18 protein-coding genes are annotated in these 22,553 nt (G+C 49.3%); 6 read left to right on the forward strand and 12 right to left on the reverse strand.

Features of this window, described 5'->3' with window-relative positions; translation table 11 throughout:
- Positions 1-440 precede the first annotated feature (440 nt).
- A complete protein-coding gene (locus tag AC3ISQ_RS12705) occupies positions 441-1,652 on the forward strand; it encodes a conjugal transfer protein TraF (RefSeq protein ID WP_489346967.1) in 1,212 nt (403 codons plus the stop codon).
- Positions 1,653-1,711: 59 nt separating this feature from the next.
- On the opposite strand, the gene AC3ISQ_RS12710 is transcribed toward AC3ISQ_RS12705, so the two are convergent.
- The 6 genes from AC3ISQ_RS12710 to AC3ISQ_RS12735 form a co-directional block, all read right to left on the reverse strand.
- Positions 1,712-2,590 carry a nucleoside-specific channel-forming protein Tsx gene (locus AC3ISQ_RS12710; protein WP_489346969.1) on the reverse strand — a complete coding sequence of 293 codons (879 nt, stop codon included), beginning with the start codon at positions 2,588-2,590 and terminating at the stop codon, positions 1,712-1,714.
- A 357-nt stretch (positions 2,591-2,947) separates the two neighbouring features.
- On the reverse strand, positions 2,948-4,570 hold the full coding sequence (locus tag AC3ISQ_RS12715; RefSeq protein WP_489346970.1) for an Ig-like domain-containing protein: 1,623 nt from the start codon (positions 4,568-4,570) through the stop codon (positions 2,948-2,950).
- 273 nt (positions 4,571-4,843) lie between these two features.
- Entirely contained in the window at positions 4,844-5,122 is a 279-nt protein-coding gene (locus AC3ISQ_RS12720) for a hypothetical protein (protein ID WP_489346972.1), read from the reverse strand.
- An 89-nt stretch (positions 5,123-5,211) separates the two neighbouring features.
- Entirely contained in the window at positions 5,212-6,105 is an 894-nt protein-coding gene (gene yddG / locus AC3ISQ_RS12725; protein ID WP_489346974.1) for an aromatic amino acid DMT transporter YddG, read from the reverse strand.
- 109 nt (positions 6,106-6,214) lie between these two features.
- A complete protein-coding gene (locus tag AC3ISQ_RS12730) occupies positions 6,215-7,582 on the reverse strand; it encodes an APC family permease (protein WP_489346975.1) in 1,368 nt (455 codons plus the stop codon).
- A gap of 128 nt (positions 7,583-7,710) precedes the next feature.
- A complete protein-coding gene (locus AC3ISQ_RS12735) occupies positions 7,711-9,129 on the reverse strand; it encodes a glutamine synthetase family protein (RefSeq protein WP_489346977.1) in 1,419 nt (472 codons plus the stop codon).
- 238 nt (positions 9,130-9,367) lie between these two features.
- Between AC3ISQ_RS12735 and puuD the strand changes: the two genes are divergently transcribed.
- From puuD to AC3ISQ_RS12755, 4 genes are all read left to right on the forward strand, one after another.
- Positions 9,368-10,150, forward strand: coding sequence for a gamma-glutamyl-gamma-aminobutyrate hydrolase (gene puuD / locus AC3ISQ_RS12740; RefSeq protein ID WP_489346979.1), 783 nt, complete (start codon positions 9,368-9,370; stop codon positions 10,148-10,150).
- A 14-nt stretch (positions 10,151-10,164) separates the two neighbouring features.
- Positions 10,165-11,661 carry an aldehyde dehydrogenase PuuC gene (gene puuC, locus AC3ISQ_RS12745; protein ID WP_489346981.1) on the forward strand — a complete coding sequence of 499 codons (1,497 nt, stop codon included), beginning with the start codon at positions 10,165-10,167 and terminating at the stop codon, positions 11,659-11,661.
- 11 nt (positions 11,662-11,672) lie between these two features.
- Entirely contained in the window at positions 11,673-12,953 is a 1,281-nt protein-coding gene (locus tag AC3ISQ_RS12750) for an NAD(P)/FAD-dependent oxidoreductase (RefSeq protein WP_489346983.1), read from the forward strand.
- Positions 12,954-13,236: 283 nt separating this feature from the next.
- Entirely contained in the window at positions 13,237-13,584 is a 348-nt protein-coding gene (locus AC3ISQ_RS12755) for a hypothetical protein (protein ID WP_489346985.1), read from the forward strand.
- A gap of 345 nt (positions 13,585-13,929) precedes the next feature.
- Here AC3ISQ_RS12755 and AC3ISQ_RS12760 read toward each other — a convergent pair whose 3' ends face one another.
- Genes AC3ISQ_RS12760 through AC3ISQ_RS12770 form a run of 3 tightly spaced genes read right to left on the reverse strand, consistent with a single transcriptional unit; the run spans position 13,930 to position 17,975 of the window.
- Positions 13,930-14,595, reverse strand: a complete 666-nt coding sequence (locus AC3ISQ_RS12760; protein WP_489346987.1) for a CPBP family intramembrane glutamic endopeptidase — start codon at positions 14,593-14,595, stop codon at positions 13,930-13,932.
- Positions 14,596-14,608: 13 nt separating this feature from the next.
- Positions 14,609-16,708, reverse strand: coding sequence for a peptidase domain-containing ABC transporter (locus AC3ISQ_RS12765; RefSeq protein WP_489346989.1), 2,100 nt, complete (start codon positions 16,706-16,708; stop codon positions 14,609-14,611).
- Positions 16,701-17,975: an HlyD family secretion protein gene (locus AC3ISQ_RS12770; RefSeq protein WP_489346991.1), complete on the reverse strand. Its 1,275-nt coding sequence runs from the start codon at positions 17,973-17,975 to the stop codon at positions 16,701-16,703. Before AC3ISQ_RS12770 ends, AC3ISQ_RS12765 begins: the two co-directional genes overlap by 8 nt.
- Before the next feature lie 752 nt (positions 17,976-18,727).
- Between AC3ISQ_RS12770 and AC3ISQ_RS12775 the strand changes: the two genes are divergently transcribed.
- Positions 18,728-18,847: a small toxic inner membrane protein TimP gene (locus AC3ISQ_RS12775; protein WP_489346993.1), complete on the forward strand. Its 120-nt coding sequence runs from the start codon at positions 18,728-18,730 to the stop codon at positions 18,845-18,847.
- A gap of 58 nt (positions 18,848-18,905) precedes the next feature.
- On the opposite strand, the gene iolB is transcribed toward AC3ISQ_RS12775, so the two are convergent.
- From iolB to AC3ISQ_RS12790, 3 genes are read right to left on the reverse strand one after another with little or no spacing between them, the layout of a single operon-like run.
- Positions 18,906-19,721, reverse strand: a complete 816-nt coding sequence (gene iolB / locus AC3ISQ_RS12780; RefSeq protein ID WP_489346994.1) for a 5-deoxy-glucuronate isomerase — start codon at positions 19,719-19,721, stop codon at positions 18,906-18,908.
- A gap of 9 nt (positions 19,722-19,730) precedes the next feature.
- Positions 19,731-20,621 (reverse strand): myo-inosose-2 dehydratase, encoded by an 891-nt coding sequence (iolE, locus tag AC3ISQ_RS12785; protein ID WP_489346996.1) that lies wholly within the window; start codon positions 20,619-20,621, stop codon positions 19,731-19,733.
- Between the two features lie 16 nt (positions 20,622-20,637).
- Positions 20,638-22,536, reverse strand: coding sequence for a bifunctional 5-dehydro-2-deoxygluconokinase/5-dehydro-2-deoxyphosphogluconate aldolase (locus AC3ISQ_RS12790; protein WP_489353273.1), 1,899 nt, complete (start codon positions 22,534-22,536; stop codon positions 20,638-20,640).
- Between the last annotated feature and the right edge of the window lie 17 nt (positions 22,537-22,553).

Here is a 22,553-nt window from a genome sequence, read left to right on the forward strand (position 1 = left end):
CGAATTTTCATACAGATTTTTCTTGCAGCGAAATAAGCGATACCGTAACTTGGTCGAGTAACAAAAAGAGTTAGCATGCTCTTTTTCGTCGCACCTCAAATCAAATTTTTTATGTCATCCAAATGATATGACTCATTGTCTCCCGCCGTTCCGTGCGGGATTTTTTTATCCTTTATTTGGACAATCCAAGCCCTCATCGCAACACTGCTACGCCCTAAGACAATAACCCCGCTCAATACTTAGGATTAGCTTCATCATTGTCAGCTTGTCGCAGAATTAGCTGTCTATTTCAGATGATAAACTACCCTACGCAAAAACTTTCCCATAACACGCAGATGAATTTCCCTGAAACTTCTGCATCACGCTTAGTAATACCTGAGTATTTAGAATATTACTGCGGCATAAATTCTCTTAATCTTTTGATTTGGTTCTCTGGAAAAATGAAATCTTCTTTAATGACGCGTTGTCTGATAATCGCAGGCTTGATCACAACCACACCCTATTCTATCGCCAGCAGTAATGGCTTCGAAGCCCGTAATGCAGCCATGGGGGGAGCGGGTACAGCATCAGCCACTTTTGGTGCCGCAGCGTTAATTAACCCCGCTCTTTTAGCAAAGCCCACCGCTGCCAATAAAATGACGCTGATTGCCCCGGCCATTGGTGCGCAAGCCAGTGATGCCGATCATCTGATTGATCGCTTTGATGATGTAAAAAGTGCTTGGGATAAACTGGACAATTCTCTCGCCACTGGCGCTGCATCAACAACGGCGGACGCAGGTGCATTGAATGACCTACTCACCGATATCGCAGGTAGCAGCGCAGATGCCAATGCCAGCCTGTCCATGCTCTTGGCCGTACCTGATGCTTCACTGCCAATCGCGCTGTTTATCAATACTTGGGGCAAGGGCACGGCACAGCCCCTGATCAGTCAAAGCGATCTGGATTATCTAGAAGGCGTCAGTAACGGTTCGATAATTCCGGGGAAAGATGATCTAGATAACCTCACTTCTCGGGCTGAAGGGATCGTCGCGTTGGTCACCGAGTATGGCGTATCGCTAGCGCATCCTTTTACCTTGGGTAACGTTCCGATGGGCATCGGTTTCACCCCAAAAATCCAACGCATTGAAACCTGGAACTATAATGTCGCCGTCAATAACTATAGCTCATCAGACTTACGTGATGGTAATTGGCAGCACCAGACAATAAGCGGCAATATTGATGTGGGTATGTATGCCGATCTCTCATCCAACTGGACGGTTGCACTCTCTGCCCAAAACCTGATTGAACAACGTTTTAAAACCCGCGAAGTCAACGGAACACAAAGTGCCTTTGTTATCCGTCCTCAAGTGACTGTAGGCACCGCTTGGACACAAGACGCCGTGACCTTGAGTACCGATCTTGATTTAACGCCAGTGAGCGATTTCGATACGGTGGATAAACGACAGTATGCCGCAGTAGGTGCGGAATTACGTGCTGCAAGTTGGACTCAGGTGCGCGCGGGCTATCGCGTAGATATGCGTGGCAATGACCATCGGCAATTCACCGCTGGTTTTGGACTTTCACCTTCAGAAAGTGTGCAATTTGATCTAACGGCAATGGCGGGACGCATGCGCACCATTGGTGGCGTGGCTGAACTCACGTTCAGATTCTGATAACAACGGCGTCGATTTTATAAGAGCCGCTCAGTACGAGCGGCTCCTCAGAATAACAATTAGAAGTTGTAACCTGCCACTAAGTAATAGCCCCAGCCGGTAGATTTGATCGCGCCACCCGGCAGACCGATATCAACCCCATCCTGCCATTGACCACCATTATGGAAGTAACGCGCTACGAAGGAGTAGTGCCAGTGATCATAGTTCAGTGCCAAGACATGGCTGGAAGCGATCGCGTTGCTGGTACGTGCCTGACGGCCATTAACGGTGAAATCTTCTTTGCCCAGATCGGAACCGAAGTCAAAGTTGGTGAAACCGATGTAGCTCAGGTTGCCACCCCACAGTTCAGTCAACGGCACAAAGTATTTCACTTTGAAGCGGTAACCATCCCAGCTGTTTTCGTTGGCAGCCTGATAGTTTTCCCACTGATATTTGGCATAGATGTTGAGCGACAGACTCATCGGCAGACCGGTGTCGATGTCCGTGCCCAGCCCCATGTACCACGTGTTCTGGCGACCGTCGCTGTTATGACCCATATCGTAGATATAGTTGTTAGCGAAGTACCATTCTTTGAATGGCCCAAATGCCAAGCTGGTGCCAGTCAGTTTATCGATGGAGAAACGCGGTTCGATCTCCATAAACAGCGGTGAACCTTTATCCCAAATACCTTTGTCTGGCGTGTTACCTACACCAAAGAACTTCGGCACATCGACATAGCCATAGAAATCAAACCACTCGTGCTTGGTATAGGCTTCGTACTCCAGGTACAGGTCGTTATTCAGTTGCGGTCCGAAGCGGGTGTGATAACTCCCTACCACGTTAACGCTCTGATGCCACCAGTCAGAAACGTATTGGCTGTCTTTGCTTTCTTCAGCCATTGATGAAGTACTGTAAGACGCTGCGAGAAGTACACCTGCTGCGAGAGCTATTTTTTTCATTTTATTACCACATGCTTAAAGGGCCATTTCCTGCCCGACGTAAAGATGACAAATGAGTCTGAACGACACCTGGTGTAACGAACGGTTAAGCCTGTAACCGAACGACGCGCGCATTATAAGAATCACTGGGTGTAATAATCTGTGATCCAGTTGGGTATTTCGCGAACAGGTAATCGATTGCGTTCTCATTATACATATAATGTTTCATGGAAATTCATTTTGGTTGTGATTTTTATCATGCTCGGTGAACTTTAGAGCGATTGTGGGTTCATTAATAGCCAATGAATGGTTGCGAGATTTGTTACTCTTTTTCCCGCAAAAACCGGCGAATTTTTCCGCCGGTGCGTGAACGAGGCGCTATGACAATGCAACGTTCAATAAATAGTCTTCGGTCAGTGGTGGTTGTACCTTCTCGCTGGTCACGGCCTCCGCTTTAAGCGTTGTCGACCCGTTTGTCGGTGGCGTTGGGAAAACCTCACCGCTATCCACTATCAACAGCGACCCCATCGACAAGTCCGGTTCTTCCGCTTGGCTATGCAGCGCCTTACTACTCCCCTGCACCGTGAGTTTGAAAGGCTCACTTGCCAAAGACGAATGCCCCTGTGCATCTGTTGCTACCGCACGGATGGAATGTTCTCCGGCATCCAACGCTTTATTCAGCGGCACAATAAATGTCCATGTACCGTCAGCATCAACTTTAGCCTCACCTAATAAATTATCGCTATCGAATAAACGAACCATACAGCCTATCCCGACCTTCCCACGGAATACTGGGGTTTGATCATCGGTCACACCATTAACTGGAATATTACTGATCACTATCGCGGGTACCGCTGTCGATTCAGTGATGGTGGTGACATGGGCTCCGTCCCAAGCAGGACCGTAGATCAAGCCTTCATCGGAAAGTGGCAACCAAGAGTTAGCAGTGAGATGAGTGAAATTTGCACCGCCGGGATCGTTAATTTCCAAAGAGCCGATCAGTTTGTTTCCCGGTGCGGCTAGGCTACAAATATAAAGATTGGCGTTATCCGTTGATGGCGGCAAGGTAAAGGTCATCAATATGACACCTTGTGAATCTTTCATCGTGATCGTACCGCCATTGGTGCCCGTGACTAAAAATGAAAAAGATTTTGCCACCGTATCGAAGGTTATCACGCTCGTCGTCGCACCCAACGTCAGGCTTTCCCCCATCGTATAATGGGTGAAACTGCCGCTATTTTTCCCCCATTCACTGCCTGCAAGATGGTGGTAGACAGCATTATCAATGTGGATGAAATCATTGCGATAAACCTTACCGATCGGGTCTGCCTGCAAACCAGAAAAATCATCAAATGCGCTATTGCCGTTGGTATAACCGTAGATAATCACCGGCTTAGCTGGCCCCTGTTCACTGATGAAAAGGTGCACAGACTCTGATGGATCACTAACCCATTTTGCCCGATCGGTCGCGGTAGCCGTATAAGAAACCTCGCTGCCAAGCGGTGGGTTTTCTACGGTTAACGTCCACTGGCCTTGCGCATCCGCCGTGGTCTGCCCCACCAAATTCCCATTGGCATAAACTTTAATGGTGCTGTCTGCTTCGGCCTCACCGGATAACGTTGTCTGTTGCTTATTGGTGGTTGCTCCGTTATTCAACAGATTTTCAACACCATCCACATAGATTATTTGGGGAGCATCAGGAGCGATGGTATCGACAATCACTTTTATCGGGGCGCCCAATGCACTGGTATTACCCGCTGCATCGACACCTTGCACTTGGAAAATTTGTTCACCTTCTGGATACGCGATTTCTGGCGTAAAACGCCACTTACCGTCATCAGCGACTGGAACCGTCGCAAGATATTGACCGTGATTATAAATAGCGACGAAACTCTTCGGATCTGCCGTACCGCTAAGCGAACAATAAGCATTTCGGGTAAAACGCAACGGTTCTGCTGCACCTAACATTGAATTATTTATTAAATTTTCTGAATTTTCCATATTACTCAATCTCCTAATAATTTTAATCATTCCATTGCTAATACAGCGTAGCTAAAATAATAAAAACCAATAAAAATCAGAGCAAAAATAAAAAACAGAACACCACCCCTGTATTAACAAGGTTAATGATCTCGCTTATTTGATCAAAAAATCTACTTTACATATTCCTAATGGTGACAATTTGCTGAGGTGACAGATCAATTAATTTAAATAATCAGATCAAATGACAACCAACGAACCCTGTTCGTTGGCTAATGGAAGATATATGTTGGATTAACGAGAACCAGGAACGGCTTTAGCAATGTTCTCCTGTTCAAACACCACGACCTCACCGGGATGAACCTCCCACTCTTTAGGGGGCACATCCATGGTCGGTGCGGCGGCAGAGACATAGCCATGAATTTGCTTGCCATCACGACGCAGGATACTCACATCAAGCTGATACTCATGGTGTAAGTTAGCGGTGGTTAGGCGCACCGTATCGCCCCATTTGTACTTTTCGCCGCTAATATCAGGATGTTGAATAAATTGAATATCATTTCTTAGGCTCATGATTAACGCTCCTTCGTGAAGAATCGCTAATTCAAGCTTAGATGAAAATCGGCAGGCTGAGCAGAGTATCCATTATTTATCTGAGGACTTTAGCCTGCGCGCGTTGCCCGCCAGCAAATCAGCGAACCGATAATGACCATTGCCACACCTTGCCAGAAGTTGGCCGTCAACGCGGTACTCAACACCACCGCGGCAAACACCGAGGACAGTACTGGCGTGAAATAAGAAGCGGTGGCGAGCAACGTCATATTGCCGTGCAAAATGCCGACGTTCCACGCCGCATACCCCGCCCCCATCGCAACGCCGGCACAGAGTAAGGTCAGGGTAACCGGTAACGTAAAGTGCAATGCGCCCTCACTGCTAAAGGCATATTTCAGCCACAGTGCCAGCGCAGTTAGGGTGATAAACAGCACCACGCCATTTTTACCCTTCGCGATACGTTTGGTGACGTTGCAATACACCGCCCAAATCACCGCCCCGCTGAGCGCCAAACTATAACTGAGCGGATTGCTACGCACATTTTCCAACATCTGTGCCAGCGACCAACCGCCCTCACCGCTCATGATCCAACCGATGCCAAACAGTGCCAGCAATAAGCCCGGTATTACCCACCATTTGGCTTTTTGTCCATTAAACAAGATCGCCATCAGCACCGTCAGGCTCGGCCATAAGTAGTTGATCATCCCCAATTCAATCGCCTGCATACGGTTACTGGCATAGCCTAGCGATAGCGACAGGCAGATTTCATACACCACAAACAACAGGCTACCGAGAATCAGGTAAGATCTCGGAAATTCACGCAATTTGGGAAATCCCATCACCAACAGCAAAAACAGCGAGCCGACGCTATAAATCATCGCCGCACCACCGATGGGCCCCAATCCCTCACTTACGCTACGAATCAGCCCGACTACGCTGCTCCACAAGACGATCGCCAATAACCCCAGTGAGGTGGCTTTGTGTTGCGCAGATAAAACGATCATGAGCGATCCTATTGATTTGATTAATCAGGGAGATCCACTCTACGGGGCGCTGCAAGGAAAGGGAATACGGGGAAATTGATATTTCATTAATCTCCCCCTTTACAAACGATTATTGCGGCTGCCGTTCAAACTGCGGCGGAGGCTGGCGGAAACGACGGGTGAGATAAGCTAAGTAAACAAACCCCATCGCCGCCCAAATCAACCCTAAGGTCAGCGAACTACTTTCCAGATTCAACCACAATACGCCGACGGTCAGTGCCCCTACCAACGGCAGGAACAGGTAATGGAAGTGATCTTTCCAGGTTTTATTACGCCCTTCACGAATATAAAAATGGCTGATCACCGACAAGTTAACAAAGGTAAACGCCACTAACGCACCGAAGTTGATCAATGCCGTTGCCGTCACCAGATCAAACGACAGCGCAGACAGTGCCACCATCCCAACCAACAACACATTCAGCGCCGGGGTGCGCCATTTCGGATGAATGTAGCCGAACAGTTTTTCTGGAATCACGTTATCACGCCCCATCACATACAACAGGCGCGAAACGCTGGCGTGGGAGGCCAAGCCAGAAGCCAAGGTATTGACGAAAGTGGTGCACAGGAAGATCGATTGGAACAACTTACCGCCGACATAGAGCGCGATCTCCGGCAACGCGGCATCCGGTTGATTAAAACGAACGTTGGTCGGGAAAAATAATTGAATAAAGAATGAGACGCTAATAAATATCACCCCGCCGTACAGCGCAGTCAGGAAAATAGCTTTAGGGATCACTTTAGCGGCATTAGGGGTTTCTTCACTGAGCGTGGTCACAGCATCAAAGCCAAGGAACGAGAAACAGAGAATGGTGGCACCGGTAATGATCGGTAGCAGATGGGCATTTTCACTGAGGAAAGGTTTCAGGCTCCACACCTCGCCAATGCCCTCCCCACTACGCAGCCCACGGACCACTAAGAAGATAAACACCACAATGATGGCAATTTGTACCAAAACGAACAGCGTATTAAAGTTAGCCACCAAATTGACGCTTTTTAGGTTGATGGCGGTAATAATCATCACAAAACCCACCACCCAAATCCACGGGGGAACCTCTGGAAATAGCGCGGTCAGGTAGATTTTAGCCAGTAAGGCGTTAATCATCGGCAAGAACAAATAATCAAGCAACGACGACCAGCCAACCAAAAAACCTACGTGCGGATTAATCGCTTTTTGCGCATAAGTATAGGCCGAACCCGCAGTAGGAAATTGGCGCACCAACTTGCCATAACTGATGGCGGTGAACAACACGCCTGCCAAGGCAAACAGATAGGACGAGGGCACATGCCCATCGGTGATACCAGAAACAATACCGAAGGTATCAAATACCGTCATCGGGGTCAGATAGGCTAGCCCCATCATCACCACTTGCCATAATTTGAGTGATTTACGCAGTTGCGGTTTGCCCGCGCCATTACAGTCGATGGCACTTATTGTCATGAGAATTTCCTCGCTGGTGCCCTGTACACCGAGTTGGAAGAAACCTATTTACCGCGTGCGCAGCCTCGCCAACCGCAGGATAGTCAGCGAAAAACGCCATACACACGCGATATCGTCAATTGTGTGGATCAGGCGTTTTTCAGCATCCACTCAATCTCTGTTTCGGTGATCAGGCGTTCAAATTGCACCAGTTCATCGGTTTTACACGCCAAATAAACGTGGCTAAAGCGCTCACCCAGCAAAGCATTCAACACCGGTTGGTGTTCAAACTCATATAAGGCGTCGCTTTGGCGGATCGGGAATGGTAGCCCTTCTTGTTCTAAACCATTACCGGTGACTGGCTCTGGCAACGGTAACTGGGTATCTAGGCCGTAAACAACGCCCGCTAAAATGGTTGCCATCACCAGATACGGGTTAGCATCGGCACCCGCTACGCGGTATTCGATACGGTGACTATCGCGATCGCCACAAGGAATGCGCAGTGCCACGGTGCGGTTGTTGTGTCCCCAAGAAGCCTGAGTCGGTACATACATGCCCGGTTGGAAACGGCGATAGGCGTTGACGTTCGGTGCTAACAACGCCATTGAAGAAGGCATTAGCGTGATCATTCCGGCCAGCGCCTGTTTCAGCAGCGCTGAATCCTCGCCATCCACATCGGAAAGCACATTATTGCCCTGCGCATCCACAATGCTGATATGCACGTGCATACCGCTGCCCGCATGTTCTTCATAAGGCTTCGCCATAAAGGTGGCGTGCATATGATGATTCTCTGCCACCTGTCGTACCAGACGCTTGAGCGCCAATGCGTGGTCGCAGGCTTGCAGTACGTCATTGGTGTGATGCAGGTTAACCTCAAACTGGCCGGGAGAAGCCTCGGCCACCGCGCCATCGGCCGGAATACCCTGCAAACGCGCCAGTTCGTCGATCTCACTCAGCACGTCAGCAAAGTGATTCAGGTTATCCACCGAATACACTTGGCTTTGAGTGTTACGTTCCTGAGTTCCTGGAGCACACGGCGGCTGTAAATAACCTTCCGCGTCGCGTTGCCTGTCAATGAGATAGAACTCCAACTCTACCGCTACCACGGGGAAAAGCCCGCGCTGCCGCAAACGCTGCCAAACTCGGTTCAGCACATTACGCGGTTCAACGTCAAAGGGAGTACCATCTTCATCCAGCATGGTGAGCAACACCTGACCGATATATTGTGGATCGGCCGCCGACGGCGTCAGCGTGCCCAACACCGGAACACAATTACGATCCGGCTCGCCTAGTTCCTGCCCCAACCCGGCCTCTTCTACCACATTGCCAAGAATGTCCATCGCGAAGACCGACGCCGGGAAGTAACAACCTTTCTCCAGTTTATTCAGCCCCGCCACCGGAACGCGTTTACCACGGAAGCTGCCGTTGAGATCGGTCAACAGCACATCGATATGTTGAGTTAACGGATAACGCTCCAGGTATTTCTTCACTTCCAACTGGAACGCGCTACTTCGCCTTTCTTCTTTCTGCTGAACAAAGTTTTCCACTGCTACGATGTTGGTTTGCATGATTCACCTGCCGTTATGTTTGGTCTGTGGTTCCTACATTTACTGAGCGCGATGTTTATTGACCATTATGTTCAATATAATGCCCACAAATTGAAACATAGATGCAACAAAAATGTTTTGCAAGTGTTAATTTGGTTTGAATATTGGCCTATCGACTGCTAGATTTATAAAATAATGAACGAAAAAGACGCTGTAAAGCTCTGTCCGTTCATAATATCGAGCACAACGAGGGGATATCATGGGCAATATATTTAACAGACCGTTAATCGGTGTCGTGATGTGTAGGTATAGGTTAAACCAGCATCCCACCCAGACCTTGCAAGAAAAATACCTAAATGCAGTGATCACCGCTGGCGGGCTCCCCATCGCCCTGCCACACGCGCTCGCAGAGCCAAACATGCTGGCGGAATTGTTACCTCGTCTTGACGGCATTCTTCTGCCGGGTAGCCCCAGTAACGTGCAGCCGCACCTTTATGGTGAAAACGGCGATGAGCCTGACGCCGATCCCGGGCGTGATGAACTGAGCCTGGCGCTAATCCGCCATGCGATCGACAGGCGCATTCCCCTTTTCGCCATTTGCCGTGGTATGCAAGAAATGGTGGTCGCCACCCAAGGCACCTTGCACCGGCGTTTATTCGAACTGCCAGAATTGCTCGAACACCGCGAAGATCACGAACTGCCTCTGGAACAGCAATATGCCCCCGCCCATGAAGTGATCGTTCAGGAAGGTGGCCTGCTTTCGCAACTGATACCGGATTGCAACCGTTTTTGGGTTAACTCACTGCATGGCCAAGGGGCTAAATCGCTCGGTGATAGCGTGCGCATTGAAGCTCATGCCGCCGATGGGTTGGTAGAAGCCATCAGTTTGCGCGGCCACCCGTTCGCACTTGGTGTGCAGTGGCATCCAGAATGGAACAGTGACGGTTACGCATTATCTTGCCGATTATTTGAAGGTTTCATCACCGCTTGCCAGAACTTTAATCAAACGAAATCAAGCACGCCTTTGTCGACGACATTCTGATTAACGGAGTAGGTATGGACTTCCACCATTTGCAGTATTGGCAACAACGGGCGCAGAGCCTAAAGATTGAGAACCGACTGTTTATTAATGGCCGTTATCAACCCGCCGCCGAAGGCACCACCTTTGCCACTGAAGATCCGGCTAGCCAGCGTGAATTAACGCAAGTGGCCCGAGGTTCCGGCGTCGATATCGATCTGGCGGTCAGCGCCGCACGTGAAGTTTTTGAACGTGGCGATTGGTCACAAGCGGCGCCAAGCCAACGTAAAGCTACCTTGTTGAAGTTGGCCGATCTGATGGAACAACATCAGGAAGAATTAGCACTGCTAGAAACGCTGGATACCGGTAAACCGATCCGCCACAGCCTGCGTGATGACGTACCGGGCGCAGCACGCTCAATCCGCTGGTATGCCGAAGCTATCGACAAAGTTTACGGCGAAATCGCCCCGACTGGCCGCGATGCCTTGGCGTTGATCGAACGTGAACCGATTGGCGTCGTCGGTGCCATTGTCCCTTGGAACTTCCCGTTACTGATAGCTTGCTGGAAACTCGGCCCCGCTCTGGCAGCAGGTAATAGCGTGATACTAAAACCTTCCGAAAAATCCCCACTCTCAGCCATCAAACTGGCAGAACTGGCGCAGCTGGCAGGTTTGCCGGATGGCGTATTGAACGTGGTTCCCGGCTTTGGTTACGACGCAGGTAAAGCGCTGGCGCTGCACAACGACGTCGATGCCCTCACCTTCACCGGTTCGACGGCGGTCGCCAAGCAGCTAATGAAATACGCCAGTGAATCCAATATGAAGAAGGTTTGGCTGGAAGCTGGCGGCAAGAGCGCCAATATCATCTTCGCCGACTGCCCGGACATCGATAAAGCCGCTCAAGCTGCCGCCGCTGGGATTTTCTACAATCAAGGGCAAGTCTGCATTGCCGGTACACGCTTGTTGGTAGAAGAAAGCATCCAGCAGGAATTCTTGCAAGCACTGCGCAAACACGCTGCTGCTTTCGTGCCAGGTAATCCACTCAATCCTGAAACCCAAATGGGTACGCTGATCGACCAAGGTCACTGCAGCAAAGTACTCGATTATATTGAACAAGGGCTCAGCCAAGGTGCCACGCTGTACTTGGACGGGCGTGAAAATCCACAAGCCAGCCATGGCGGGTATCTCGGGCCAACCATTCTCACGCAGGTCAGCCAGCAGATGAGCGTTGCGCGCGACGAAATCTTCGGCCCAGTGCTGGCAGTAACGACTTTCCACGATGAGCAGCAAGCCATCCAACTGGCCAACGATAGCGACTACGGTTTAGGCGCTGCCCTCTGGACACGCTCTCTGTCCCGCGCTCATCGCTTGGCTCGTCAGTTAAAAGCGGGTTCAGTGTTTATCAATAACTACAATGACGGTGATATGACTGTACCGTTCGGCGGTTACAAGCAGAGTGGTAACGGACGCGATAAATCACTGCACGCGTTGGAAAAATTTACCGAATTAAAAACGATTTGGATTTCATTGGAATAAGGGCTGAACACATGACTGAACACGTAAAAAGCTACTATGCGGCAACGGCCAATCAGCATCAGCCTTACCCGCAACTGAGTGAATCGATCGAATGTGATGTTTGTATTATCGGCGGCGGTTACACCGGACTATCTTCGGCACTATTTTTGGTGGAAGCCGGTTACGACGTGGTGTTGCTGGAATCGGCACGCATTGGTTTTGGTGCCAGTGGTCGCAACGGCGGCCAGTTGGTCAACTCCTACAGCCGCGACATTGATGTCATTGAAGAACGCTACGGCATGGAAACCGCTCGCCTGCTGGGTAGCATGATGTTTGAAGGGGCTGATATTATTCGTCAGCGCATCCAACGTTACGCCATCGACTGTGACTATCGCCCCGGCGGGATCTTTGCCGCCATGAACAACAAACAGTATCACGCGCTGATCGAACAAAAGAGAAATTGGGAACGCTACGGCAATACGCAGCTTGAACTGCTGGACGATCAACGGATTCGACAAGAAGTCGCCAGTGACCGTTATGTCGGCGCATTGCTGGATCATAGCGGTGGGCATATCCACCCGTTAAATCTGGCGTTGGGAGAAGCCGAAGCCATTCGCCAACAAGGCGGGCGCATCTTCGAGCAGTCGGCAGTAACTAATATTCGCCACGGCGAACCGGCTTTCGTCAGCACCGCTAACGGTCAGGTCAAAGCGCGCTATGTGATCGTCGCCGGTAATGCCTATCTGGGCGACAAACTGGAGCCTCGCTTGGCGAAACGCAGTATGCCATGCGGCACACAAGTGGTGACCACCGAGCCGTTAGCGCCTGAAATCGCCCAATCGCTGATCCCACAAAACTACTGTGTAGAAGACTGTAACTATCTGTTGGATTACTACCGAATTACTGGTGATAACCGCCTGCTGTACGGCGGTGGTGTGGTGTATGGCGCGCGCGATCCAGACGATATCGACAATTTAATCCGGCCAAAACTGCTAAAAACCTTCCCGCAGTTGAAAGGGGTTCGTATTGATTATCGTTGGACCGGTAACTTCTTACTGACTTTATCGCGTATGCCGCAATTTGGCCGTTTGGAAAACAACGTCTATTACATGCAAGGCTATAGCGGACACGGCGTCACCTGTACTCATTTGGCAGGTAAATTGATTAGCGAGTTGATGCGCGGTGATGCCGAGCGTTTCGACGCCTTCGCCAAATTGCCACACCTGCCATTCTTCGGCGGTCGTTGCCTACAAATCCCCTTTACCGCCATTGGTGCGACATATTACACATTAAGGGATCGGATTGGGGTGTGAGAATGTAACTTTATGAATTAATAGCTGAATACAAAAAAGATCCTTTATGGATCTTTTTACATTCAACCAAATCGAAGAAATATCCTGCTCCTTCCTTTTTTTGTGATCTACATCGCGAATTGGAGCCTAATAACCTGAAGATAAATGCGTGATTCTGCGATCCAACACCAATAAATTAACATTTTATTATCATATTGATTGAAAAACACCCAAAGAGAGATTAACAATTAATCGCTTTACGTAATTTTACATAAAGCAGTTTCATCATCAAAAGGAGTTGTTTATGAAAATTATCGATTCTTCGTTGTTAGAATATGTGTCTGGTGGCCGTGGTAATAATGGCGGTGATCGCTCTGATAATGGCGGTGGACGTAGCGCCTCCAATAGTAATGGTGGCAACAGAAATGGTGGTGTTCCAAAAACATGCTTAAATGATGTCGGAGCAGTTGCCATCGTTGGTGCTATAGGTGGTTCTATTGCTGGTCCTGGCGGAATGCTAGCCGGAGCTTTAGTTAGTGGACTTGGAACGGCAATTTCATGCTCCAATAACAGCCCTGCAAATAATGGTGGCAACGGCGCCTTAGGTGGGAATAATAACAGTAATAGTGTAAATGGTCAGTGCCATTGGTAATACTACACATCCCTCATTAGGTGTTATATTTATGCTCTGATGAGGGAGATTTTACGGAGAACACCCAATGGGTAGCAAGTTAAATCATTTTGTTTTGATAATTAGCTTTTTATTAACCATCTTAATGGTTAATAACTCATCATTAGTAATAGCATCAAATGGGAACAATATTCTTGATGCAATTATTGCTTTTGTATTATTTTTTGGAGTGCAAAACTTAACACTCAGTATAATAAGAATCTTTAAATGGTATCACTCTAGTGGAGTTTCAACCCACCATAGATAGATTTTCATCCTCTTCATAAACAGGCTAATGTTATACATTAGCCTTTCATTGTTTAAATATTACCTCATAATAACACCTACCCCCAACACGATTCCATTCATAGACATATGCAGTACAATGGGCATCATTAGACCTCTGGATACGATCCTAGCTGCAATTAGAATGATTGAAACAAGAAAAAGAATTATTAATGCTCCAATATCAGTGTATTGTGTATGTAAAATGACAAACAGGATCGAGGTAATCAATGATGAAAAGTAAATATTTCCTTTGAAAAAATGAAGAAACGCACTGAGTAAACACCCTCTAAACACCAGTTCTTCATAAATCGGTACGATAAATACTAGCAGAAGAAAACTCCCCCAAAACAAAGTTCCATTGGCTGGTTGTTGTTCTATCATCCAATTTATCTTTTTTCCCAATTCAAAAATATAGGCTCCCGAAAATTGGAAAAAAAGGATAAAGAAGAAACATACCAAAAATTGCCGTATACTAAAGTTCCCTTTTCCCATACCATCCATTCTTCTAAAAAAAATAACATACAGTGGCACAATAAAAATGAATTCAATAATGAATAATATGGGAAGTGCTAGACCAGACTTGATGAGAGCAATTTTGTCTTGAATAATAACGGGATAAAAAGTCAGCCCATTTAGTAGTAAAAACATTGCCAAGCATGCAAAAGCAAATTTTGTGCCTTTTCCTCGTTGGTTATTCAGCTCCATAGTTCCCTGCTCCTTAACCCAATGAAATTACCCTATCTGCGGATGCTATTGTAGTTTCACGGTGTGCAATGATAACCCGCGTAATACTGAGTTTCTTGATGGCTTGATTCACCACGTTTTCGCTTTCCTTATCCAGCGCACTTGTCGCTTCATCCATAAACAGGATACCGGGCTTTTTATAGATAGCTCGAGCGATGAACAACCGCTGCTTTTGCCCACCAGAGAGCCCCTCACCCAACTCTCCGATTAAAGTTTCATAACCCATCGGCATCCGCATGATCACTTCGTGCAGGTAACTCGCTTGAGCACACTCTTGCATCCAATCCTCATCAATATCGTCTGCAAAACCACATATATTTTCTCGGATAGAGCCGGAGAACAATTTGTCATCCTGCATCACGCAGGCGATCATTTTGTGGTAGTTATTAATGCCCAGCTGCTGGATATCGGTACCATTTACCTCGATTCTGCCGCTGTCAGGGGTAAATAACCCACACAACACCTTCATCAAGGTGGTTTTCCCCGATCCAGAGGCTCCCACTATGGCCACGCTTTCCCCTGGTGCGATGGCTAGATCCAGACAGCTGAAAATGGCTGGTGATTGGCTGTCATAGCGATAACTCAGCGCGCACGCGTTCAGCGATACAGGCCGCAATCTAGCCTCGTAAGGGAGGTCAGGTTTACGATTCTCCCGTGGATGTAAAGCAATATCGGCAATGCGTTCGTTGTGCAGGCTCATCATGCGCAATTGCAATAAAAATGCAGTCAGTGAACCAATGCGGTCAGAGAATTGCCCTCGAAAGGCACCGAACGCCACGAACATGCCGATGGTCATTTGGTTATCGATCACTAAGCTAGTGCCCAGCCACAGGATCACCACCTGATCACAAGCGGCCACAAAGGTGTTGATACCGCCAAACAGCATGTCCATCTTGGTCACTCGAATACCGGTATTAATGGTGTCTATTTCGAGATTGAGCCAGTGTGCGCCGCGCCGCTGCGCCATACCCTGTATCTTGACAGTGGCAATACCATATAAAGTCTCCATAAAATACGAACTGGCTCGGGCACTTCTGACCAACGCTTCTTCCGATAATTGCCGGTAATACCCATAGGTCAACAGGCGCAGCAGCACATACAAAGAGGTGAAAGCCATCACGATCCAAGTCAGCCAGCCACCGTACAGCACCATCATCACCAGTACGCCAATCACCATAATGCTATCCATAATGGCCCCGACGATACTGGCGGTGAAAGTGCTACGCAGCACATCCAACGAACCGAAACGCGATTGAATATCGCCCAACTTACGCCGTTCAAAATAACCAAGTGGCAAACGCAACAGATGATTGAATAGCCCAGATTGCCACTGCACGTTAATCAGCGTAGCCATAACCAACGAAGACCAAGCGCGCACCATGCCGACAGTCGCCCTCAGTAAGATGAACAACATTAAGCCTGCACAAATAAGGGTGAGTAGACCCCGATCACCCGCCGGGATGGCATGATCCATCACCAACTGTGTCCCAACCGGCATAACCAGATTGATACTCTCAATCACCAGAGACAGACAAAATATTTTGCCGAGCGTCCCTCGAAGGCCGTGCACGCTACTCATCAGCGTGCGTAAGCGGAGCCGAGTATGCACAGTGTTAGCCACAAAAGCGCTACCCGGCCAGACCTCAAGTGCTACACCAGTAAAACTTTGCGATAGTTCCGTCAGGCTCACAGTTCGGCGACCGCGCGCCGGATCATGCAGCACCACACCATTACGCCTAACACTCACCAACACCACAAAATGGTTGAACTCCCAGTGCAATATGCACGGCACTTTCAATGCGCCAAGCTCATCGATATCCAAAGACAAAGGACGCGTAGCTAACCCCAGTTGGTCAGCGATATTGGTCAGCCCGGACAAAGTAGTACCACGCGCCGAAAGATTGAATTGTCGCCGCAACGCAATCAGATCGACATTCTTGCCGTAATGGCCGCAGATCATCGCCAGACAAGCTAGGCCGCACTCGGAAGATTCGGTTTGATGGACTAGCGGAACGCGGTGGCGCAAGCGCATGTCCAACTGACTGAGCAGAGTTTTGAAGGTGAACTTACTCATTAACCGGCCCCATTGCGCTGTGTTTCATGTCGTAGAACGGTGACAGCATCCATTGATAAACTCTCCTTTTCTCCAGAAACAAAGTGCTTTGTGCTTTCATGCCATTTTCTAGGCTCAGGTGTTTACCACCGTACATAATGGTCTGTTTTTCCGGCCTAATGATCACCTTGTAGTACGGAACGGAAGCGGTCAGTGCCGCTTTAGGTGCCCCCTGATAGGTCAGCATTTCCTGTGGTGAAGCGGGTGCTTTTGAAATAACAGAGACCGTGCCAGCGAATTGCCCGAATTTCTCCGCGGGGAAAGCCTCATAGCGAATGTTGACCCGGTCACCGGCAGCAATATAGGGAATAGCATCATTGGGTACCCAGAGCACCAGAGAGTAATGTTCAATATTGTGAGGAATAACTTGCAGTAGACTGTCGCCGATATTAACCATTTGCCCAACCGTGACGCTCAGCGAATCAACGCGACCGCCAGCCAGCGCCCGAATGATGATCGCCCCACCAGCATCAATGTTGAGTAACTCTTTTTGCAGTTCGTAACGCTGCAGTTCCATCTGATAGATCTGGTTGTCGAATTCAGCCGCCTGAGTTTGGATCTGGCTTTCCAGCGCGGTGATCTGCAGAGCATTTTGTTCGTTTTGCCCGGACAGACCCAGCAGGTTGTTTTGTTGCTGATAATACAGTGCGACCTGGTTGGTCAGCTGATCCTTGTTGATTAGTCCCCTAGCTTGATAGTGCCTGTAGTTCTCCATGTTTTCCTTCATAATACGTATCCCTTCCTGGGCTCGCCGGATAATGTCGGTGGAGCGCTGGAAAGCGGCGGTATACTGCGTTTTTTGTATTGCCAGCATCGCTAGGGTATTTTTCTTATTGCTTTCTAAGCGGCTAATGATTTGTGCAATACGCGTCAACTGACCATCGATATCCCTACGCTGGTTATCACTTACCACGCCGCTGTGGGTGCTTTTACTAACGTCGATTTGGTAAATAGGAGTTCCGGCTTTGATCACTTGCCCTTCATTGACGAATTGTTTGACTACCACGCCTTGGACACCGGAATAAACATTAGCCGCACGGGGATAAGTAGTGATCTCACCGGTAACATTCACTCGTCGGGTATAAGTACCGGCAATGACAAAAGTCAGAAAGGCAAAAATAAAAAAGAGACACAGTCCCGCTATGACCCCAAAAGGGATGCCAGGTAACAGTAGCGCCCGACCACGCCATTTCAATTTTTGATTATCAATCGCTTCCTGGCGAAACATTGTCTGTCATCCTTAATGAGTGAGGATAGGGTTGATCAGATTTCGTTTTGCAAATGAATTAACGCCTTGCTACGGATAAACGTCAGATAATCCGCTGACTCGTGAGGTTGAAAATAATTTAGCCAAATCACTAATTGAGTACAGTCCGTAATCACGTATCTGACATAGTCGTTGGTATATTGCTTCTTATATAAATCCCACTTTACCGCCATGGTTAATTTATCGCCAACATTAACTATAGGCAATCCTAGTCGGGGTACACTACCACCACCAACAAACTGTCCGTCAGGTGATTCAGGCAAAATATTGATTGTGAGGTGATGCAGAGACTTTCGGCGTCTTTGCCAAGCTGTCGCAAATCCCCTTTACCGCCATTGGCGCGACATATTACACATTAAGGGATCGGATTGGGGTGTGAAAGCAGGAGTAGTAGGAACAAAAAAACCGTCAATAATGACGGTTTTTTTGTGCTGGTCAGGTAAGCGGCCTTCCCAGCTAATTTGATACTAATGTAACGCAAGCACGCCCACGTGACGGTCATTTTGTGCCTCTGACCTTTCGCTGTCAAGTATTTACCCATGTGGTATTTGTGTACAATCGCTACGGACCTCTTCGCCGCCTTAAGCAAGCGGGCACCGGTTCTAGGAGAGGATCTCCAGTGACCGTAGGCAGCAAGCACGCCCCACGTGCTTGCATTCACGGTAGTATCATCGGTGGTGCTGGCGTGAAGCGGTTTGAGCAAGGACCGCACAATGAAGCGATACTTTTGTATTGTGCTCGTTGTATCTGGTGCGCTGTTGTCACCCGAAAACGGGGGTTTGAGCATATCAAACAACTCGTTAACGGTGATCATTAACGCAGCAGGCAAGTAAGCCAGGTAACCGTCCTACGGGGCGGCTTTCCGATCTTGCTCGCATTTATGTGACAACGTCATTTTTTCGGATAATCACGATTTATCCAACTATGATCCTCTTCCCAAGTGAACATCCATTTCCTGACCGGTCCTGCCATCACGTTGAGATAATAACTGTCGTAACCTGCCATCGTCGCAACCGGATGATAGCCTTTCGGTACCATCACCACGTCGCGGTTGTAGACCGCCATACATTCATCTAACGAACGATCATCAGTATAAACCCGTTGTAGACAAAAGCCCTGTTCAGGGTTGAGGCGATGGTAGTAAGTCTCTTCCAGATAGGTTTCGTGTGGCGGATTGTCGTTATCGTGTTTATGACTCGGATACGAACTGGTGCAACCTTCGTCGGTATACACTTCCACCACCAACAAACTGTCTGCGGGGTGGTCTTCTGGCAGAATATTGTGCACATAGCGTTGGTTATGGCCTTTGCCACGCGCTTCGGCACCGATATCTTCCGGCGAAATCAGGCGCGTCGGATAAGTGCCTTTGCTCGGTGCAGAACATACCGCCAGTTCCAGTCGTGTGAGGGCTTTCACTTCCACTACCTCACCAGCAGTGACATACACCGCCCAGGGTTTTTTACGCTCGAACGGACTCATGCGATCGCCAATATCGAGAAAGCGCGACGATGGCGTTTCGATGCTGGCGCGTCCGGCCACCAGCACCAAGCAGCGTTCTTGCGTGACTGCGGGTAAGTGTAGGCTTTGTCCTTCGTTCAACTCATACACTTTAAAACCGACGTAGCCCCAATTCGCACGTTCTGGTGTGATGGATTGCGTGAGCCCTTTGCTATCAGGCGATTGCCAGCGCGACAATAAATGCGACATATCTCCTCCTTAAATCAGCCCAGCGTCCCGCGCCAGACGACTCAAATTGTTATAGCCCAGTCGAGCGTAGGTCATCGGGTGGGCAATCGCCGGATCTTGTTCCGCCTCTACCACCAGCCAACCTTTATACCCTTGCTTTTTCAGCAACGTCATGAGCGGTGCATAGTTCACACTGCCATCACCCGGTACGGTAAACACGCCACTCAGCACTGCATCAAGGAAACTGGTTTTGCGATTTTTGACATCCGCTAACACATCGGCACGCACGTCTTTGCAGTGCACATGATTGATACGCGCGGCCCAACGTTGCGCTACCACCAGCGGATCAGCGCCGGCAAAAGTCAGATGACCGGTGTCCAATAGCAGGCCAACTTCTTCACCGGTATGTTTCATCAGATTATCAATGTCTTCCGCCGTTTCGATTACCGTCCCCATATGATGATGATAGGCAATCTGCACCCCTTGCTGTTGGGTGTAGCGGGCAAACTCAGTCAGTTTCTCGCCATACTCTTGCCAACGCTGCGCTGGGAAACGTGGGCGCAGATGAACTGGTGTTTGTTGTTCGCCATGAATACAGCCAGAAACCTCAGCAAAGACCATCACCTTAGCGCCTAATTCGCGCAGCAACGTCAGGTGCGATTGCACCGCTTCAATCTCTTCTTCAACACTGCGCTCCAGCAGGCGACCGGAATACCAACCGGAGACCAATTTCAGATCGTGCTGCTGCAAAATCGGCCCGAGTTTTCCGGCTTCACGCGGAAATTTATTGCCCAATTCAAAACCTTCGAACCCCGCTTGCTTACCTTCGCTCAAACAGGTTTCTAACGACGTTTCTGCGCCCAACGATGGCAGATCATCGTTAGTCCATGTCAGCGGATTGATACCTAAATGCACAGTCATACGACACTCCTTAATGTTATCCGCGGCTACGCCACAGAGAAATCAGTTGCAGATAGTTGTCTCGAATTCGTTCTATTAATTGCGCATCATCAATATCGCGTTTCAACCACGCACGAGAGGCTTCGCCAAACAGCGTGCGGCCGACGGCAAAACCTTTCACCACTGGGAAATTGGCGGCGGCGTTAAACCCTTCACGCAGTTTTTCCGTTGGGGCATCCAGCCCGAGGATCACCACACCACGACAATGCGGATCGCGACGTTCTATCAGTTCGCTCAATGTCGCCCAACCGCTTGAGGCCAGCGGTGGCAACTTCCACCAGTCCGGATATATACCGAGGTTGTAAAAACGTGAAATGGCACGCAGATAGAGATCGTCACTGCGTGGCATATCCGCCGGCAGAATCACCTCTAACAGCAGCTCATGCCCAGACTGGCAACAGGCGTGATACACCTCGGCAATTTTCTGCTCTTGCTCTAAACGCAGTTGATGAGCGTCTTCCGGGTGGAAGAACACCAGACATTTAACGATATGTTCCTGCGGCCAGCCGATCAGTTGCGAACCGATATTACCGTGCTCCATTTCCAATGGCCTGGAACCTGGCAGTTCGATCGGTCGCCCAATCCACCAGCCTTCGCCGGTAATGGCATTCAGCGCATCTTGCCCAAAGGTGCCGTCACACAGTAGTCCGGCTTTGCCGTCCAATTGGGCGATTTGCGCCGCGTCACGGCTGGCTTGCAAGATCAGACGCTTAAGCGTCGGGATACGCTGCAAATCGGCACCGCATTGCAGTGCCATATCTTCTAACTGGCTGCGATGATCGAAAGCCATCACGCACAGTTCTGGCCACTGACGACGGCGCGTAGTGACTCGGTGCAAGTGGTTAAGACGCTCATCCAGATCCGGACGTGGCACCTGATCGGCACGTGCTAAATAGTCATCCAATTCAATTTTGCTCGGCATGGCTGGCGCACAACCGTGGCGCGAAACCACCAATGCACCGCAGGCGTTGGCGTAACGACAGGCCTGTTCCCAACCTTCATCGTTGAGATAACCACGCAACAGACCGGACATAAACGCATCCCCCGCCCCCAGCACATTCAACACTTCGACTCGCACGCCAGAGACGTTCAGGCCATCATCCAGTCCTGCCGGAATGGCATCGGTATAAACCGAGCAACCTTGAACGCCACGTTTGCAGACCAGCGTCGCACTGCTGACTTCACGGACTCGACGTAGCGCCTCAAGGGTATCGGTCGAACCACCCGCAATATGAAACTCTTCTTCAGTACCGACGATCACGTCAAACAGGTGCAACACTTCCTGCAACTGCGCTGTAACCTGATCGGCTTTGATAAAACGCGTTTCACCATCGCCCAACGACGTCAGCCCCCACAGCACCGGACGATAATCAATATCCAACGCAGTACGCACGCCGTTACGTCGCGCATAGGTCAAGGCGGTCAGCACCGCTTCACGGGTTTTGACATGTGAAAGATGGGTCCCGGTAATCGCCAGACAACGCGATGAAGCGATATAGGGCTCACTGACGTCCTGCGCAGTGATCGCCATATCGGCGCAATTGTCGCGGTAGAAGATCAGTGGGAAGGTATCGCGATCTTTGATACCCAGTAACACCAACGCCGTCAGACGATCTTTATCAGTAATCAAATGACTGGTATCGCAACCGACTTGCTGGAGCTCTTCGCGCAGAAAACGCCCCATATGCTCATCACCAACCCGCGCCAGCATTGAGGAACGTAACCCCTGCCGCGCGGTGCCATAAGCGACATTACCTGACGAACCGCCCAGATATTTGGCAAAACTCGACGCATCTTCCAATCGCGCCCCAATCTGCTGACTATAAAGATCGACTGCCACACGCCCCATGCAAATGACATCAAACTGTTTTTCCACGTTGCTCATACCTGATC

The sequence above is a fragment of the Serratia sp. KH_031 genome (assembly GCF_057839655.1).